At 66.7% G+C, this 15,839-nt stretch carries 16 protein-coding genes, 1 pseudogene and 1 riboswitch; of the genes and pseudogenes, 6 read left to right on the top strand and 11 right to left on the bottom strand.

Annotated features, from left to right (window positions below; translation table 11 throughout):
• Positions 1 to 46: 46 nt before the first annotated feature.
• Complete coding sequence (locus F0357_RS00190) at positions 47 to 1,183, top strand: FAD-dependent oxidoreductase (protein ID WP_153477434.1); 1,137 nt, start codon at positions 47 to 49, stop codon at positions 1,181 to 1,183.
• Between the two features lie 66 nt (positions 1,184 to 1,249).
• On the opposite strand, the gene clpA is transcribed toward F0357_RS00190, so the two are convergent.
• From clpA to F0357_RS00175, 3 genes are all read right to left on the bottom strand, one after another.
• Positions 1,250 to 3,637: an ATP-dependent Clp protease ATP-binding subunit ClpA gene (gene clpA / locus F0357_RS00185; RefSeq protein WP_312861387.1), complete on the bottom strand. Its 2,388-nt coding sequence runs from the start codon at positions 3,635 to 3,637 to the stop codon at positions 1,250 to 1,252.
• A 9-nt stretch (positions 3,638 to 3,646) separates the two neighbouring features.
• On the bottom strand, positions 3,647 to 3,994 hold the full coding sequence (gene clpS / locus F0357_RS00180) for an ATP-dependent Clp protease adapter ClpS (protein ID WP_153477432.1): 348 nt from the start codon (positions 3,992 to 3,994) through the stop codon (positions 3,647 to 3,649).
• A 328-nt stretch (positions 3,995 to 4,322) separates the two neighbouring features.
• Positions 4,323 to 4,658: a phasin family protein gene (locus F0357_RS00175; protein ID WP_153477430.1), complete on the bottom strand. Its 336-nt coding sequence runs from the start codon at positions 4,656 to 4,658 to the stop codon at positions 4,323 to 4,325.
• Between the two features lie 273 nt (positions 4,659 to 4,931).
• Here F0357_RS00175 and F0357_RS00170 point away from each other — a divergent pair, with 273 nt between their 5' ends.
• Positions 4,932 to 6,557 carry a D-alanyl-D-alanine carboxypeptidase gene (locus F0357_RS00170; RefSeq protein ID WP_153477427.1) on the top strand — a complete coding sequence of 542 codons (1,626 nt, stop codon included), beginning with the start codon at positions 4,932 to 4,934 and terminating at the stop codon, positions 6,555 to 6,557.
• 66 nt (positions 6,558 to 6,623) lie between these two features.
• On the opposite strand, the gene F0357_RS00165 is transcribed toward F0357_RS00170, so the two are convergent.
• The 4 genes from F0357_RS00165 to F0357_RS00150 form a co-directional block, all read right to left on the bottom strand.
• Entirely contained in the window at positions 6,624 to 7,325 is a 702-nt protein-coding gene (locus F0357_RS00165; RefSeq protein ID WP_153477424.1) for a DnaJ domain-containing protein, read from the bottom strand.
• Between the two features lie 13 nt (positions 7,326 to 7,338).
• Positions 7,339 to 7,773 (bottom strand): DUF1489 family protein, encoded by a 435-nt coding sequence (locus F0357_RS00160; protein ID WP_153477422.1) that lies wholly within the window; start codon positions 7,771 to 7,773, stop codon positions 7,339 to 7,341.
• 70 nt (positions 7,774 to 7,843) lie between these two features.
• Entirely contained in the window at positions 7,844 to 8,284 is a 441-nt protein-coding gene (locus F0357_RS00155; RefSeq protein WP_153477420.1) for a hypothetical protein, read from the bottom strand.
• 149 nt (positions 8,285 to 8,433) lie between these two features.
• Entirely contained in the window at positions 8,434 to 8,943 is a 510-nt protein-coding gene (locus F0357_RS00150) for a CreA family protein (RefSeq protein WP_153477418.1), read from the bottom strand.
• Between the two features lie 256 nt (positions 8,944 to 9,199).
• Between F0357_RS00150 and F0357_RS00145 the strand changes: the two genes are divergently transcribed.
• Positions 9,200 to 9,631, top strand: coding sequence for a potassium channel family protein (locus F0357_RS00145; protein ID WP_153477416.1), 432 nt, complete (start codon positions 9,200 to 9,202; stop codon positions 9,629 to 9,631).
• Between the two features lie 17 nt (positions 9,632 to 9,648).
• On the opposite strand, the gene F0357_RS00140 is transcribed toward F0357_RS00145, so the two are convergent.
• The 4 genes and pseudogenes from F0357_RS00140 to thiE all read right to left on the bottom strand — a co-directional run bounded on the left by F0357_RS00140 (position 9,649) and on the right by thiE (position 13,165).
• On the bottom strand, positions 9,649 to 10,692 hold the full coding sequence (locus F0357_RS00140) for a glycosyltransferase family 4 protein (protein ID WP_153477414.1): 1,044 nt from the start codon (positions 10,690 to 10,692) through the stop codon (positions 9,649 to 9,651).
• Positions 10,689 to 11,489 (bottom strand): UDP-2,3-diacylglucosamine diphosphatase, encoded by an 801-nt coding sequence (locus F0357_RS00135; RefSeq protein WP_153477411.1) that lies wholly within the window; start codon positions 11,487 to 11,489, stop codon positions 10,689 to 10,691. The genes F0357_RS00140 and F0357_RS00135 overlap by 4 nt, the downstream gene beginning before the upstream one ends.
• A gap of 145 nt (positions 11,490 to 11,634) precedes the next feature.
• Positions 11,635 to 12,449: pseudogene (gene thiD / locus F0357_RS00130) on the bottom strand (bifunctional hydroxymethylpyrimidine kinase/phosphomethylpyrimidine kinase).
• A gap of 23 nt (positions 12,450 to 12,472) precedes the next feature.
• Entirely contained in the window at positions 12,473 to 13,165 is a 693-nt protein-coding gene (thiE, locus tag F0357_RS00125) for a thiamine phosphate synthase (protein ID WP_153477409.1), read from the bottom strand.
• A riboswitch (TPP riboswitch) is annotated at positions 13,157 to 13,259 on the bottom strand. (Overlaps the previous gene by 9 nt.)
• Positions 13,260 to 13,341: 82 nt before the next feature.
• Between thiE and F0357_RS00120 the strand changes: the two genes are divergently transcribed.
• From F0357_RS00120 to hemA, 3 genes are all read left to right on the top strand, one after another.
• On the top strand, positions 13,342 to 13,761 hold the full coding sequence (locus F0357_RS00120; protein WP_153477406.1) for a hypothetical protein: 420 nt from the start codon (positions 13,342 to 13,344) through the stop codon (positions 13,759 to 13,761).
• Positions 13,762 to 13,873: 112 nt separating this feature from the next.
• Complete coding sequence (locus F0357_RS00115) at positions 13,874 to 14,110, top strand: Lrp/AsnC ligand binding domain-containing protein (RefSeq protein WP_153477404.1); 237 nt, start codon at positions 13,874 to 13,876, stop codon at positions 14,108 to 14,110.
• Between the two features lie 274 nt (positions 14,111 to 14,384).
• The gene (gene hemA / locus F0357_RS00110) at positions 14,385 to 15,662 is read left to right on the top strand and encodes a 5-aminolevulinate synthase (RefSeq protein WP_153477402.1); all 1,278 of its coding nucleotides are present in this window, start codon (positions 14,385 to 14,387) and stop codon (positions 15,660 to 15,662) included.
• Positions 15,663 to 15,839: the final 177 nt, after the last annotated feature.

The raw sequence follows: 15,839 nt of genomic DNA, 5'->3' as shown, positions 1-15,839 counted from the left end.
GTAGCCGTCCGCATCGTCGATGCCGGCGGCTCAGTGGAGCGTTGGAATGAGCGACCTCATCACAATTGTTGGTGCCGGGCTCGGCGGCCTCGTGTTGGCGCGTGTCCTCCACGTGAACGGCATCCGCGCCTCTATCTATGAGGTCGAACCGACCGCCACCGCGCGGTCGCAAGGCGGCCTGCTGGACATCCACGAACACACGGGCCAGCGCGCTTTGCGCGACGCCGGCCTGATCGACACCTTCCGCGCGATCGTCCGCCGGGGAGAGGACGCCAAACGCGTCGTCGACCAGAACGGCAGCGTTCTTTTCGACCAGCCGGGGAATGTCGCTTCGCGCCGTCCGGAAGTCGACAGGGCCGCCCTACGGCAGATGCTGATCGACTCGCTGCCCGACGGCACGATCCGCTGGGGCCGCAAGGTAACGTCGATCGGGACGGACCAAGGCCGGCCGGTCGTCGGCTTCGCCGACGGTGCGACGATGGTCGCCGATCTGGTCGTCGGCGCCGACGGCGCGTGGTCGAAGGTCCGGAGCCGTCTTTCGGACACCCAGCCCACCTATTCCGGCACCTGCTTCATCGAAATTGCCCTGCTCACCGACACCGAACGCCACGCCTCATCGCTCGACGCGATCGGGAGCGGGACGCTCATGGCGGTCGCTCCCGGCAAAGGCATCATGGTTCACCGTTACGCGGACGGCACCGCCCGGGGCTACGCGGCCTTGCACAAGCCTGCGGCCTGGATTCAGGCGCTCAACGGCCGCGATGCGAGGATCGATCTGGCGCGCGTGGCGAACGAGTTCGAAGGCTGGGCGCCCCACCTGACCGCCTTCATCCGCGGCAGCGAGGCCGATCCCGTGCTCCGTCCTATCTACACGCTCCCGGTCGGGCATCGGTGGGACCGGCGTCCGGGCCTCACTCTGGTCGGCGACGCGGCCCATCTCATGTCGCCGTTCGCCGGTGCGGGCGCCAATCTCGCCATGGTCGATGGCGCCGACCTCGCCACGGCCATCGTTCGGCATCCCGGCGACATCGAGGCCGCGCTCATGGACTATGAAAGCCGGCTTTTTCCCCGCAGCGCGGACGTCGCCGCGCTCTCCGCGCGAAACCATGCACGCTTCTTCGGCGACGGCGCGCCGTGGAGCGTCGTCGACCTCTTCGAATCGGTCTCGCGTGCCGCACCCTGACATGAAAAAGGCCCGCGTCGTTTCCGGCGCGGGCCTTTTGCTTGGTATGCCGAAAGGATCAGGACGTCACGACGACATCGGTTCCTTCGGCGCGAGGCCGCGGATCGCTTCGCGGGCGGCGCGCGGGCGGCGCTTGTCGGGGTCGGGCTTCGGCTGGCCGAGACCCGAATCGGCGACCGAGTCGAGCTTGAGGCCCGGCTTGCCGTCCTCCTTGGTCTCGACGCTGATGCGCACCGTGCCGCCCTTGACGAGCTTGCCGAACAGCACCTCTTCGGCGAGCGGCTTCTTGATGTACTCCTGGATGATCCGGCCGAGCGGACGGGCGCCCATCTGGGCGTCGTAGCCGCGCTCGGCGAGCCAGGATATCGCCGCCTCGTCGAGTTCGAAGGTCACGCCGCGATCGGCGAGCTGCGCCTCGAGCTGAAGCACGAACTTGCTGACCACCTGATGGACGACCGCCGGCGGCAGCGCGCCGAACGGGATGATCGCATCGAGACGGTTGCGGAACTCCGGCGTGAACAGCCGGTTGATCGCCTCCGTATCGTCGCCCTGACGGCGGACGCTCGAGAAACCGACCGGCTCGCGGGCGAGATCGGCGGCTCCCGCATTCGTCGTCATGATCAGGATGACGTTGCGGAAATCGACCTGCTTGCCGTTGTGGTCGGTCAGCTTGCCGTGATCCATGACCTGCAACAGGATGTTGAACAGGTCGGGATGGGCCTTCTCGATTTCGTCGAGCAGCAGGACGCAATGCGGATTCTGATCGACGCCGTCGGTCAGGAGGCCGCCTTGGTCGAAGCCGACATAGCCGGGAGGCGCGCCGATGAGCCGGCTCACCGTGTGGCGCTCCATATATTCCGACATGTCGAAGCGCAGCATCTGCACCCCGAGAATGTCGGCGAGTTGCTTCGCCACCTCGGTCTTGCCGACACCCGTGGGGCCCGAGAACAGGTAGCAGCCGATCGGCTTCTCCGGCTCGCGCAGGCCCGCCCGGGCGAGCTTGATCGCCGACGACAGCGCGTCGATCGCCTTCTCCTGGCCATAGACGACCCGCTTCAGGTTCTCCTCGAGATTGCGCAGCACCTCGGCGTCGTCCTTGGAGACGGACTTCGGCGGAATGCGCGCCATCGTGGCGATGGTCGCCTCGATCTCCTTCACGCCGATGGTCCGCCGGCGGCGCGATTCGGGCAGCAGCATCTGCGAGGCGCCGGTCTCGTCGATCACGTCGATCGCCTTGTCCGGCAGCTTGCGGTCGTTGATGTGCCGCGCCGACAGCTCCACCGCCGTCTTGATGGCGTCGGTGGTGTAGCGGACGTTGTGATATTCCTCGTAATAGGGCTTGAGGCCCTTGAGGATCTCGATGGCGTCGGGGATCGACGGCTCGTTCACGTCGATCTTCTGGAAGCGTCGGACGAGCGCCCGATCCTTCTCGAAGAACTGACGATATTCCTTGTAGGTGGTCGAGCCGACGCAGCGAATCTGACCGGAGGCGAGCGCGGGCTTCAGCAGATTCGAGGCATCCATGGCGCCGCCGGAGGTGGCGCCGGCGCCGATCACCGTGTGGATCTCATCGATGAAGATGATCGCGCCCGGAAAATCCTCGATCTCCTTGACGACCTGCTTCAGCCGCTCCTCGAAGTCGCCGCGGTAACGGGTGCCGGCCAGCAGCGCGCCCATATCGAGGGCGAAGATGGTGGCGTCCGCAAGCACTTCCGGCACTTCGCCGTTGATGATGCGGCGTGCCAGACCTTCGGCGATAGCCGTCTTGCCGACGCCCGGGTCGCCCACGAACAGCGGGTTGTTCTTCTGCCGACGGCAGAGAACCTGAATGGTGCGCTTGATCTCTTCGTCGCGGCCGATCAGAGGGTCGATCTTCCCCTTCTTGGCCTTCTCGTTGAGATTGATGCAATAAGCCTCGAGCGCGTCGGTCTTGCGCTTCTTGGTGCGATCGTTCCCCTCGGGCGTGGCGGCCTCCTCCTCACCAGCACGCGCGGCGCGGCCCTCGGCCATGCCGGCCCGCTTGGCGATGCCGTGGCTGATATAATTGACCGCGTCGTAGCGCGTCATGTCCTGCTCCTGCAGGAAATAGGCGGCGTGGCTCTCGCGCTCGGCGAAGATCGCCACGAGCACGTTCGCCCCGGTCACCTCTTCCCGGCCGGACGACTGGACATGAATCACCGCGCGCTGGATGACACGCTGGAAGCCGGCGGTCGGCTTGGAATCCTCGGCACCTTCGCTGACGAGATTGTCGAGCTCGGTATCGACATATTCCACGAGATCGCGGCGCAGCTTCTCGAGATCGACGTTGCACGCCCGCATCACCGCGGCCGCGTCCTGATCGTCGACGAGCGCCAGGAGCAGATGCTCCAACGTCGCGTATTCCTGATGGCGCTCGTTGGCGAAAGCGAGGGCCTGGTGAAGTGCCTTCTCGAGGCTACGAGAGAATGACGGCACGGGAACTCCTCACTTCTTTTCCATCACACACTGAAGCGGGTGCTGATGCTTGCGCGCAAAATCCATCACCTGTGTCACCTTGGTCTCGGCAACCTCGTAGGTGAAGACGCCGCATTCGCCCACACCGTGGTGATGCACATGGAGCATGATGCGGGTCGCTTCCTCGCGACTCTTCTGGAAGAACCGTTCGACGACGTGCACGACGAACTCCATCGGCGTGTAGTCGTCGTTCAGCAACAGGACACGGTACAGGCTGGGGCGTTTCGTCTTCGGCCGCGTGCGCGTGGCCACGGAAGTGCCGTGGTCCCCGTCGTCGCGCCGGTCCCCGTTTGGACCCATTCTCGGTTCGAGCCGCATTGACGTAAGCACGTTCCCCATCACACCTTCGGAACACCGCCGTCGCAGGCGGGTCCGTCTGTTATGAAGCGGTGGCCAGGGGAAACACCCCTTCTCCAAGCCGCTCCTCATGGCCCGGACGTCACACTATGTAGGGCGCCATCGGGTCATTGTAAGGCCATCCTGACAGCGCGCAATGGAGCGAAGCTGTCTTGACACAATCGCCCACCATTTCCGCGGCCCGGCCGCCCGCGCACGGGCCTGAAACGCAAAAACCCGGCCGCCAGGGCGACCGGGTTTAGGCAATTCGCGTCGATGGCGGGAGGCGCTTGGCCTCCGCCTTAAAGACTCACTTCGCGGAGGCCTTGGCGACGACGGCCTCGAACGGCTTGTAGGCGTCCTTGGCGAGATCGACATAAAGCTCGCCGATCTTGGTGAGCTGGGCCACGAGACCCTCGTAGCTCTGCCGGATGTACTCGCTCTGCACCTCGACCGCCTTGTCGAGCGTGCGAGCGGCGAACAGCTTTTCCGCGGCGGCGGTCGTCTCTTCGAAGTTCTTCTTCGAATAGTCGGCCACCTCGACGGCAATCGCCTGCACGCCCTTGGAATAAGCGCCGAAGCTCTTCACCGCAGTTTCGATGTTGTCCTTCTGGAGGCGCTGAAAGTCTTCGAAGCCATAGGTCATGATCGTCATCCTTCGAGGATATTCATATTGGCACCGGCGCGCCTTCATGGCCGCCTCGCGTGTCTGGAGGCCAATATATGCACCGCACAAAAGAAGTCAAATATCATTTTGCATCGCAGCATAGCGCCTTAACAAGGCCTGAAGATTGCCGCGCTTTTACCAAGCGCTAACCGCTCCGACGTTAGCCTCCTCGACAAGCGACGGGCGAGCGGTCAGGGGCTCGCTGATCCGAGCAGCCCTCCGCAGACCAGCGACATTCATAAGGACCCGGTGATGACCCTTTGGCGTAGCTTGCGAGGTCGCCGTCTGGCCGATGCCTGCCGTGGCTTCGTGACGCGTGCCGTGATCGGCGTCGGCGCCTTGGCCATGGTGGGGAGTGCCGCATCGGCCGGGGATCGTTCCGCCGCCTACGTGCTCGACGTTTCGACCGGCCGCGTGCTCTACGCAAAGAACGCCGACGCGCCGCGCTACCCTGCGTCGCTCACCAAGATGATGACGCTCTATATCCTGTTCGAGGAGCTGCGGGCCCGCCGGCTCACCCTCGACACCCAGATGCGTGTCTCCGCCCTCGCCGCCGCCCAGGAGCCGACCAAACTCAGCGTCAAGGCCGGCAGCACCGTCGCCGTGCGCGATTGCATGTATGCGTTGGTGACACTCTCGGCGAACGATTGCGCCGTCGTGATTTCCGAGCGCGTATCCGGGTCGATGCCGGTGTTCGCCCAGCGCATGACAGCGACGGCGCACCGGATCGGCATGCGCTCGACGACGTTCCGCAACGCGAACGGCCTGCCGATCGCCGGCCAGGCGTCGACGGCCCACGACCTCGCCATGCTCGGGCTCGCGCTCCAGCGCGACTTCCCGCAGGAATACAAGATCTTCTCGACCCGGGTTTATTCCTACAAGGGCCGCTCCTTCCGCAACCACAACCACCTGCTCGGCAAGGTCGAGGGCGTGGACGGCATCAAGACCGGCTTCATCCGTGCCTCGGGCTTCAACATCGTCACCTCCGCCAAGCGCGGCAACCGCCGCATCATCGCCGTGGTGATGGGTGGCGCGACGTCGGCCGGCCGCGACGCCCAGGTCGCGCGGCTGATCGAGACCTATCTGCCGCAGGCCCAGCCGATGCGCGGCGGCGACATGATGGTCGCCTCGAACGCCGCCACCGGCTTCGGCGGCGACAGCCCGAATGCTCTGCCGACGACGGCGGCCCCGGTTCCGAGTGCCGCCCCGCGCGCGGCACTCGCCGCAGCCCCGGCGCACACCCAGGAGCAGCAGGTCGCCCAGGCCCCGCAGGAGGCGAACGGAGAACCCTTGATGCTCGCGTCCTATGCGGAACAGGACGGGGTCGGCCAGGGCGACGCCTCGATGCCCAGCGACACCGTCGAGACCAACGCGCCGACCCGCACCAGCCGCTATGACGCCATCGGCGCCCAGGTCCAGGCCGCGGAAGCCGCGAATGCCACGATGAGCCGCACGCAGTTCGCCAACACTCCGTTCGCGACCGGTGAATATCCGGCCGGCGAGGCGCCGGCGACGAAACCGGTCCAGGTGGCGCGCGCGCCCTCCGCGACCGACATCGAGACCGATGCGTCCACCACCGACTCGTCCACCACCGACCCGTCCGACAGCGCGTCGAGCGCCGCCGCAGCCCCGTCCGGCTGGCAGATCCAGATCGGCGCGATGCCCGACCACAGCCGCGCCCTCGCCTTCCTCAAGAATGCCAAGAGCAAGGGCGGCCGCGTGCTCGCCTCGGCCGAGCCGTACACCGAGAAGGTCCGTCGCGGCGGAACCACCCTCTACCGCGCCCGCTTCGTCGGTTTCGACAGCGAACGCGCCGCCAAGGCCGCCTGCTCCCAGCTCAAGAAGCACTCCTATGAGTGCATGACCCTGCGCCAGTAACGGACCATCGCGATGACGAGTGTCGCCGAGCCGTTTTCGAACAATCCCCCCGGCGCCGACTCGTCGTCAGCCGCGACCGAGAAGACGTTCCTTCGCCAGATTGAGCCGCGTCGCAAGGCCCGCCGAACCGCCGAGGTCGGGGTGGACCCGCTTCATCAGGCTCCGGTGCGCGGCGCGGATCTCCTCCTCGGTCGCGCCGGGGCGAAGACCAAGGGTCTGATAGGCTTCCTCTTCGCTCATGCCTCCCGTGCCCGGCGCGCCACGATGCCGCCGTGCCGGGTCGTCGTCGACGTTCTCACGCCAGCGGGGCGCCCGGCCGTCGAGATAAGCTTCGAGTAGGGCGACGCTCTCCGCATCGCCCGAAAGGCGGTCCCGAGCAGTTTTGAGATCGCCGAGCGAGAGGCGATCGAGGTCGGTGCCAGCCCAAGGTCCGGCGAGGAACCTTCCCCGGATGCGGCCGCTCGCGGGGTCGACGGCAACCTCGATCCACGATGTCGCTCTGCGCGCCATCCCCGGTCGCTGCCCGAAATGGCGGGCGGCGAAGGTCTCCCAGGCGCTGCCGTAGCCGAGCAGGCCGAGGCCGATTGCCCCGAGCGGAAGGCCGGCCTCCCAGCGTCCGGTGAGCGTCAGCCAGGCCGCTACCACGAGGAGGGCGGCACCGCCCGCGGACTTGCCGAGTTTCGCAAGTTTCTTCGGATTGGCCCCGGCGAACGTTTTCCCGAACACCAGGAAGAGGACGAGGATCGCGACGCCGAGGAGAAGTCCCATGTTCGCCGCCGCCTCAGAGAAGGCACAGTTCGGCGAGGGCTTCGCGCAGATGCTCGGGCAGTTCGTCGCTCCCAGCGCCGCCTCCGACATCCCGCGGCGCGTCCTTCGCCGTCAGATAGCGCCAGCCCTGGAACGGCCGGCGCGGCTGACGCTGGGTCGGCACAAGCGCGGGATCCAGCACCAGATCGCAGCGGCCGATGCCGTCGGTATCCTTGAAGGGGCGGATATCGAGGATGCGCTGGCGCACCTGCACGACGCCCTTGATGACCCAATAGAGCGAGCCGCCGTCGAGAATCTCCTCGCGGCGTGTCGGCACCATGCGGGTGGTATGGGTTTGCTCGATGGGTTCGCCGCGGGCGCGCCGCTCGGCGATCCGCTCTTCGATCCACGTCCGCAGGTCCTCGACCGAGTCCGCTCCGACGCACAATTTGACGAGATGGATGGTCATGGCCGCTGAAGGTGGTCGCGCGCCGGCGCGCCGTCAACGGGCTGCGGCGTCGCCGTCCACCGGATTGGGCTCAGAACCCGATCGCCCGCTGATAGCCGTCGCGCTCGAGCTGCACCCTGAGGTTTGCGCAGGGCAGAATCTGCACGCCCGGCAGGTAGGGCACCCGGCGCTTGTTGGCCTTCTGCAAAGCGTCGACGACCTCCTTGCAGACGACGACGGTGAGGCCCGGCCGCTTGCGCTTGATCGCGACATATTCCTTCTGGACGTTGGTCGTCCCCGGAATGGCGAGGAGGACGCCGCGCCCATTCAGGATGATGCGGAAGGCGGTGCCCTGATCGCCCAAAAAATCGTCCGCCGCGCGGAGCGCGGTCGAGAAGCGCAACGGATCGTGGTCGGAAATCACCACGAACTGTTTGCCGGCGAAGATCTGCGCCGACGCCGGTGCGACCGCGGCCACCATGAGGGCGAGCACCGCGACAAGACGAACCGTCAGCGTACGCACGTCGAGCATTGATCCCATCCCACGGCGGTGTCCCGGCGCCGGGTGCACACTGGACGGCGCAGCCGGGGGATGCAAGAGGCGCAGACCCCGGGGATGGATGGGGCGGAAGCCGAGGCGGATCGGTGCGGCCGGCCTCGGTCGCCGGCCGCTTCGCGCGCTCATTTCACATAATCGGCGCAGTTCGGCGGCGTCTCGCCCGCGCCCCACGGCATCACCGGCACCGCCGTCGTCGAGTTCTTCGGGCTGCCGTCGATCAGCTTGTCGGAATAGACGATATAGACGAGAACGTTTCGTTTCACGTCGCAGCCGCGCACGATCTGCATCTTCTTGAAGAAGAAGGAGCGGCGCTCGCGGAACACCTCGTCGCCCTGAGAGAACTTGTCCTTGAACTTGATCGGGCCGATCTGCCGGCAGGCGAGCGAGATGTCCGACACCTCCTCGGCGATTCCGAGCGCCCCCTTCACGCCGCCCTTTTCGGGCACGGTGTAGAAGCAGGACACGCCCTCGACCACCGGATCGTCGATCGCGTAGGTCGCGAGCTTGTCGTCCGGGGTGAGCATCTTCCAGGTCGTGGACTTCTTGAAGATGAGGTCGGGATCCTGGCCGCCCGCCGCCGCGGGCACGACGAGGGTGGCGAGCGTGGCGAGGGCCAACATGAAGCGGCGCATGACCAAGCGGGTCTCCTGTAAAGCGGGGCGGCGCGAACGGCCGGCGGGCCTCATATGGGACATCCCGGGTCGTTCGCGAAGGGGATATTGCGCGTTCGCCGCACGCGGGCTAGACGACCCGGACGAAGATCGGGTTCGGCGCGTTCGAAGTGGCGTCATCCCGGTGGTTTCCACCGACTCGCCGTCGCCGACCCGATGCCCCTCCCCGGCCGGTCGCACTCCGACGGTCTCCATCCCCTAGCGGAGCCGATCGTCCATGATCCCGATCCTGCTCGCGGCTCTCGTGGTGGTGGCGAGCATCATCGTGCACCTCGGCGCGATGTTCCTGCTCGTCGAGCTCGACCACAAGATCCCGCCGATCACCCTTCGCAATCACCGCTGGCGGCTGCTCCTGTCGATGCCGCTGGTGACGCTTCTGATGATCTTCGCCCACCTCATCGAGGTTGCGTTGTGGGCCGGGATCTATGTCTGGGAGGGGACGATCGTGAAGCCGCACGACGCCTTCTATTTCGCGTTCGTGAACTACACGACGCTCGGCTACGGCGACATCCTGCCGGCGACGCACTCGCGGCTTATGGCGCCGATCACGGCGGCCGACGGTATCTTGATGTTCGGGTGGACGACCGCGATCCTGATTCAGACCGTCAGCCTGCACCTGCGCTACGAGGAGCACCGTCACCGGCAGTGAAAGCCGGTGACCGACGATTACTCGGCGGCGACGCGCACCGGGAGACGGGCCGATTCCTCGCCCATCGCCTCGATCAGGTTGTCGAGGAACTGTCGGGCGCTCGCCTCCCAACTGAAGCGGAGCGCATATTCGCGGCACCGGTCGCGGGGGATCGAGAGGGCGGCCTTCGCCGCCGCGGCCAGATCGTTGTCGAGGACGCCGGTGCCCGAATTGCTGATCACGTCGACCGGCCCCATCACCGGGAACGCGGCCACCGGCACGCCGGCCGACAAGGCCTCGATGAGCACGTTGCCGAAGGTGTCGGTGAGGCTCGGGAACACGAAGACGTCGAGCGAGCAGTAGTGCGCCGCCAGCGCCTCGCCGACCTTCGGGCCGGTGAAGTGCACGTCGGGGAAGCGGCGGCGCATGTCCTCGAGCGCCGGCCCGCCCCCCACCACGACCTTGGAGCCGGGCAGGTCGAGCGCCAGGAACGCCTCGATGTTCTTCTCGACCGCGACGCGGCCGACATAGCCGAAGATCGGCCGCGGCAGATCGAGCACGCGGGGATAATCGGGATTGAACAGCTTGTGGTCGACGCCGCGCGACCAGCGCATCAGGTGGCGGAAGCCGCGGCTCGCGAGGTCTGCCTCGAGCGAGTCGGTCGCCACCATGCAGCCGCTGGCGGCATTGTGGAACCGCCGCATCCACGCATAGGACATGCGCAGCGGAACGGGCGCACGGGCCGCGAGATATTCGGGGAAGCGGGTGTGGTAACTCGTGGTGAAGCGACGGTGCGTGCGCATGCAATGGCGCCGCGCCAGCATGCCGAGCGGACCTTCGGTGGCGATGTGGACCGCGTCCGGCTTGATGCGCTCGATGATGCGGCGGATCTTCACCGGCGTCGTGAGCGACAGCCGGATCTCCGGATAGGTCGGGCACGGCAGGGTGCGGAAATCTGCGGGGCTCAGGACGGTGGTCTGAACCCCCATCTTGTCCAGCTCTTCGATGGTCCGCTCGAGGGTGCGGACGACACCGTTGATCTGCGGTTGCCAAGCGTCGGTGACGACGAGCAGACGCATCATGCCGCCGCGCGCTCGCGGGAGGCCGGCACCACCGCCCCCAGCCCGCTCGGCTTCGCCCAGCGGATCAATTCGAACTGGCCGTCGTGCGTCTCGGCGATGGCGGTGCAGCTTTCCACCCAATCGCCCGTATTGATGTAGCGGATGCCGAAACGATCGTGCATCGCCGCGTGATGGATGTGCCCGCAGACCACTCCGTCCACCCCGCGCCGGCGCGCCTCATTCGACAGCGCCTCTTCGAACTTGCCGATGAAGTTCACGGCGTTCTTGACCTTGAGCTTTGCCCACGCCGAAAGCGACCAGTAGGTAAGGCCGGCTTTGCGGCGGAAGATGTTCAGCCACGTGTTGATTCCCAACGCGGCAGTGTAAGCCCAATCGCCGAGGAACGCGAGCCACTTCGCATGACGCACCACGACGTCGAACTGATCGCCGTGGATAACGAGGTAGCGGCGGCCGTCGGCGCCCTCGTGGATGACCGAGTCGACCACCTCCACGCCACCGAAATGGGTGCCGAGATAATCGCGCAGAAACTCGTCGTGGTTGCCGGGGGTGTAGATCACCCGCGCACCCTTCCGCGCCTTGCGCAAGAGCTTCTGGATGACGTCGTTGTGGGACTGCGGCCAGTACCATTGCCGGCGTAGGCGCCAGCCGTCGACGATGTCCCCCACGAGATAGATCGTCTCGGCATCGTACACCCGGAGGAAGTCCAGCAGCATGTCCGCCTGACAGCCGCGCGTGCCGAGATGCACGTCGGACAAGAACAGCGCGCGATAGTGCCGAGGCTCGGGGGAGTCGCTCATGGAGACCGCTTCCTTCAGATCGCCTTGCGCCCTGCCTCGATTGACCACCTGCCGGCCGCGACGTCTCTTGGATAGCCGCTCAGGAACGCGATTCCGATATCAATATTATGACGAACGCCAAGTAAAGCGGGCCGAAACGGGGCGGTCACGCCCGCCATTGGGCGTAGAAGTGATGCACCGGACCGTGGCCCGCGCCGATCGAGAGATCGTCCGCGGCTATGATCGCCTCCGTCAGATAGTCCTTTGCCACCGCCACCGCCGCCTCCAGCGCCGCCCCCTTGGCGAGCCCCGCCGCGATCGCCGACGACAGCGTGCAGCCGGTGCCGTGGGTGTTCCGCGTCGCGTGCCGCGGCGCCCGATACCAGCGCGGCGCTGCCGTCTGCGTCACCAGAACGTCGGCACTCTCCCGTCCCGACGCATGCCCCCCTTGATGAGTGCCGCGCGCGCGCCGAGCGTCAGGAGCGCCTCGCCCTGGGCCACCATCTCGGCCTCCGTCTCGGCGATCGGACGATCCGTCAGACGCGCGGCTTCGGGGAGATTGGGGGTCACGATGAGCGCGCGCGATACCAGGAGGCTCTTCACCGCCGAGACGGCGTCGGGGGCGAGCAGCGCGTGGCCGGAGGTCGCGATCATCACCGGGTCGAGCACGATGGTGCGCTGATCGTAGGCGTCGAGGCCGGCGGCGATCGCCTCGATCGTCGCGACCTGCGAGACCATGCCGATCTTTACGGCGTCGACCGCGAGATCCGAGAACACGGCGTCGATCTGGGCCCGCACGAAGGCCGGCGGCACGTCGTGGATGCCGGACACGCCGAGGGTGTTCTGCGCGGTGAGCGCCACGATGACGCTCGCACCGTAGACCCCGAGCGCCGAGAAGGTCTTGAGGTCGGCCTGGATTCCGGCCCCGCCGCCGGAATCGGAGCCGGCGACGGTGACGGCGATCGGCGTCTTGGTCTTCATGGTCTCCACGTCCCTCCCCGCGCTCATCGGCCGGTCTCCGCCAGCGCCCGATCGACCGCCCGCCGCAGCTCCGCGGCGGCGGCGCGGCGGTCCGGCGCGCCGAGGATCGCCGAGATGACGGCGATGCCGTCGGTGCCCGCGCCGATCACATCCGCCGCGTTGGCGAGCCCGAGGCCGCCGATCGCCACGATCGGCAGGCCCGGCGCAGCCGCGCGGATGAGCCGGGCGACCGCTTCGGTCCCGCCGAGGCCGAGGGCGTCGGCCGCATCCGCCTTGCTGCCGGTCGCGAACACCGGGCCGAGCCCGACATAATCGACGGCCGGATCGCCGGCGCCGTCCGCCTCGGCCGCGTCGGTTATGGAAAGTCCGATGATCGCCTCCGGCCCGAGCAGGCGGCGGGCGTCCGCGGCGGGCAGGTCGTCCTGCCCCACATGGATGCCGTCCGCCCCGGCCGCGAGCGCGACGTCGAGCCGGTCGTTGACGAGGACGGGCACGCCGGTGCCCCGCACCGCGGCGAGAATCGCGCGCACCGCGCTCACCATCGCGCGGGTCGATCCGCTCTTGTCGCGATATTGCAGGAGCGTCGCACCGCCGCGGACGGCCTCGAGCGCCGCCTCGGCCGGCGGCGTGGCGCCGAGCGCCGCGGGATCGACGATCGCATTGAGGCGCACGTCCACAGGGACGCGTGCGCGGGGCGACGATTCGGGCTGGAGCATCGTCTCAATTCCCTCCGCCGGCATGACCCGGTTCAGGTTCAAGGGGTTGGTCGGGACGACCTCTCAGCCTGTTTAGGCACCCCCATGAGATGACGCTCATGTAGCGCTCCCCGCGCGCGCTTGCAAATGAGAGCCGTTGAATCATTTTTAAAGGCAGATGGGTTTGGAAAAGCGCCATGTACGCAGTCACGTTGCCGACCGGTGTGCGCAAGTTGGCCGACCGCGTAAGGCGTCCCATACTGCTGTTGATCGCCACGAGTGTCTTTGCGGCGGCGGCTGGCGGATTGCATAGAGCGCATAGCGAACCGCTGGATCCCGACAATGCAGGCGCATCTGAGAGTCTCGTAACAGCCTTTCGCAATTGCATGACATCAAATGCTATTTTGGCGTGGAGCGAGCTCCAGCAGCGCACCAATATGGGCTATGATAATATTTATCCCCTGCTTATATCTTGCAACATGCTTGCCGTCTTTGAATATCACTGCATGAAAGCCGGCCATGACCGCGCCTCTTGTGACGACGCAGCCTCTGAATTGGCAAAGCAAGCCATAACTATAGCTGGAATGCAGTGCGGTAGGACGATTGTTTGCAACTAGCAACGACCCTGTTCGTTACCGGCTGTGATGTGATGTCTAACCCTTGCGGCGGGCCGCGCGATCCGGTTGATTGAGCCCCGCGGGCAGGCCGGCCCGCGCTGCGGAGAGCCCGATGAAGCCCTTCTTTGTCCTCATCAAATGCGAGCTCGGACGGGCCTACGAAGTCGCCGCGGCGATCGCCGACCGGGAGATCGCCTCCGAGATCTATTCCACGGCGGGCGATTACGACCTGCTGGTGAAGTTCTATGCCGAGCACGATTCCGACATCGGCCATTTCGTGAACGAGAACGTCCACAGCGTGTCGGGCATCCGCGACACCAAGACGATCCCGACCTTCAAGGCGTTCTGAGGCTTCGCACCTCGCCCCGACCGTCCGGAGCCCGTTTCAGGCGCCGCCCCCGCGGCTGCGCCCGCGTCAACACGCGCTTCGACAACAGCCCCCGAAAGGCTACATTGCGAAAAATTCCAGTCTGATTGGCCGGCCAACGCACCCTGCCGACGGATCGCCGTTTCGACATCCGCCCGAATGCGCTGCGCAGACTTGGCGAAACTGTTCCAGATCAAAGCTGGCCGCCCCCGGCCGGCTTAAGGGAGCAGGAACGTCACCCGAAGGAACGCGACGGATGGACTACCAGGCTTTCTTTGATCGTGCCCTCGACGCGCTGAAAGCGGAGCGTCGCTACCGCGTCTTCGCCGATTTGGAGCGAATCGCGGGCCGGTTCCCCCACGCGATCTGGCGGCGCGACGATGAGACCCGCGAAATCGTCGTGTGGTGCTCCAACGATTATCTCGGCATGGGCCAGCATCCGGACGTGGTCGGCGCGCTCACCGAAGCCGCGACCCGCATGGGCGCCGGCGCCGGCGGTACGCGCAACATCTCGGGCACCAACCACCCGCTGGTCGAGCTCGAGGCCGAACTCGCCGACCTGCACGGCAAGGAAGCCGCCCTCACCTTCACGTCGGGCTACATCTCCAACGAGGCCGCGATCTCGACCATCGCCCGGCTTCTACCGGATTGCCTGATCCTGTCCGACCAGCTCAATCACGCCTCGATGATCGCGGGCATCCGCAATTCGGGGTGCGCCAAGCAGGTCTGGCGGCACAACGACGTCGCCCATCTCGAAGAACTGCTCAAGGCGGCGGGTCCCGACCGCCCCAAGCTGATCGCCTTCGAATCGGTCTACTCCATGGACGGCGACATCGCGCCGATCGCCCAGATCGCCGACCTCGCCGAAAAGTACGGCGCGCTCACCTATCTTGACGAGGTTCACGCGGTCGGCATGTACGGCCCGCGCGGCGCCGGCATCGCAGAGCGTGACGGCGCGATGGGCCGCATCGACGTCATCGAAGGGACGCTTGCCAAGGCATTCGGCGTTCTCGGCGGCTATATCACCGGCTCGCGGGTGCTCGTGGACGCGGTGCGCTCCTATGCCCCGGGCTTCATCTTCACGACCGCCCTGCCCCCGGCGCTCGCCGCCGCCGCGACCGCCTCGATCCGCCATCTGAAGGCGTCGAGCACCGAGCGCCGCGCCCAGCAGCGCCAGGCCCACCGCACGAAGGAAGTCCTGACCGCCGCCGGCCTGCCGGTGATGCCGTCCGAGACCCACATCGTGCCGATCCTCGTCGGCGATCCCGAGCTCTGCAAGGCGGCAAGCGATCGGCTGCTTGAGGTGCACGGTATCTACATCCAGCCGATCAATTATCCGACCGTGCCGCGCGGCACCGAGCGGCTGCGCATCACGCCGACGCCGTTCCACGCCGACGAGCTGATCGAGCACCTGACCGGCGCGCTGATCGAGGTGTGGCAGTCGCTCGGCTTGAACCGCGACCGCCCGACGGGCCGCTTCGGCCACCACCTGTCCCACCCAACCTACGAAATCTTCCAGGCCGCCGGCGGCTGAGGCACGGCGCCGAACCCTCCCGCCAGGGACAAGGCGCCCCACCCTCCCCTGTCAGGGGGAGGGTCGACGCGCAGCGTCGGGGTGGGGTGAAGCGGCGAACGAGACGCCTCGAAGCCTCGCAAAGGACGTCTCGGACCCAGGCCCCTCATCCGGCCCTATCGGGCCGCCTTCTCCCCG

The sequence above is a fragment of the Segnochrobactrum spirostomi genome, from assembly GCF_009600605.1.
In the GTDB taxonomy this organism is placed as follows: domain Bacteria; phylum Pseudomonadota; class Alphaproteobacteria; order Rhizobiales; family Segnochrobactraceae; genus Segnochrobactrum; species Segnochrobactrum spirostomi.
Note: the sequence above shows the minus strand (reverse complement) of the source record. Positions and strands in the feature narration are given on the sequence as shown.

Excerpts from the sequence above, each read along its gene's own strand:
- F0357_RS00145 (WP_153477416.1), top strand. The coding sequence starts at position 9,200 with ATGATCCCGATCCTGCTCGCGGCTCTCGTGGTGGTGGCGAGCATCATC.
- F0357_RS00155 (WP_153477420.1), bottom strand. The coding sequence starts at position 8,284 with ATGCTCGACGTGCGTACGCTGACGGTTCGTCTTGTCGCGGTGCTCGCC.
- clpS (WP_153477432.1), bottom strand. The coding sequence starts at position 3,994 with ATGCGGCTCGAACCGAGAATGGGTCCAAACGGGGACCGGCGCGACGAC.
- F0357_RS00135 (WP_153477411.1), bottom strand. The coding sequence starts at position 11,489 with ATGAGCGACTCCCCCGAGCCTCGGCACTATCGCGCGCTGTTCTTGTCC.
- F0357_RS00175 (WP_153477430.1), bottom strand. The coding sequence starts at position 4,658 with ATGACCTATGGCTTCGAAGACTTTCAGCGCCTCCAGAAGGACAACATC.
- F0357_RS00120 (WP_153477406.1), top strand. The coding sequence starts at position 13,342 with ATGTACGCAGTCACGTTGCCGACCGGTGTGCGCAAGTTGGCCGACCGC.
- F0357_RS00115 (WP_153477404.1), top strand. The coding sequence starts at position 13,874 with ATGAAGCCCTTCTTTGTCCTCATCAAATGCGAGCTCGGACGGGCCTAC.
- F0357_RS00150 (WP_153477418.1), bottom strand. The coding sequence starts at position 8,943 with ATGCGCCGCTTCATGTTGGCCCTCGCCACGCTCGCCACCCTCGTCGTG.
- thiE (WP_153477409.1), bottom strand. The coding sequence starts at position 13,165 with ATGCTCCAGCCCGAATCGTCGCCCCGCGCACGCGTCCCTGTGGACGTG.
- hemA (WP_153477402.1), top strand. The coding sequence starts at position 14,385 with ATGGACTACCAGGCTTTCTTTGATCGTGCCCTCGACGCGCTGAAAGCG.
- F0357_RS00170 (WP_153477427.1), top strand. The coding sequence starts at position 4,932 with ATGACCCTTTGGCGTAGCTTGCGAGGTCGCCGTCTGGCCGATGCCTGC.
- F0357_RS00140 (WP_153477414.1), bottom strand. The coding sequence starts at position 10,692 with ATGATGCGTCTGCTCGTCGTCACCGACGCTTGGCAACCGCAGATCAAC.
- F0357_RS00165 (WP_153477424.1), bottom strand. The coding sequence starts at position 7,325 with ATGGGACTTCTCCTCGGCGTCGCGATCCTCGTCCTCTTCCTGGTGTTC.
- F0357_RS00160 (WP_153477422.1), bottom strand. The coding sequence starts at position 7,773 with ATGACCATCCATCTCGTCAAATTGTGCGTCGGAGCGGACTCGGTCGAG.
- F0357_RS00190 (WP_153477434.1), top strand. The coding sequence starts at position 47 with ATGAGCGACCTCATCACAATTGTTGGTGCCGGGCTCGGCGGCCTCGTG.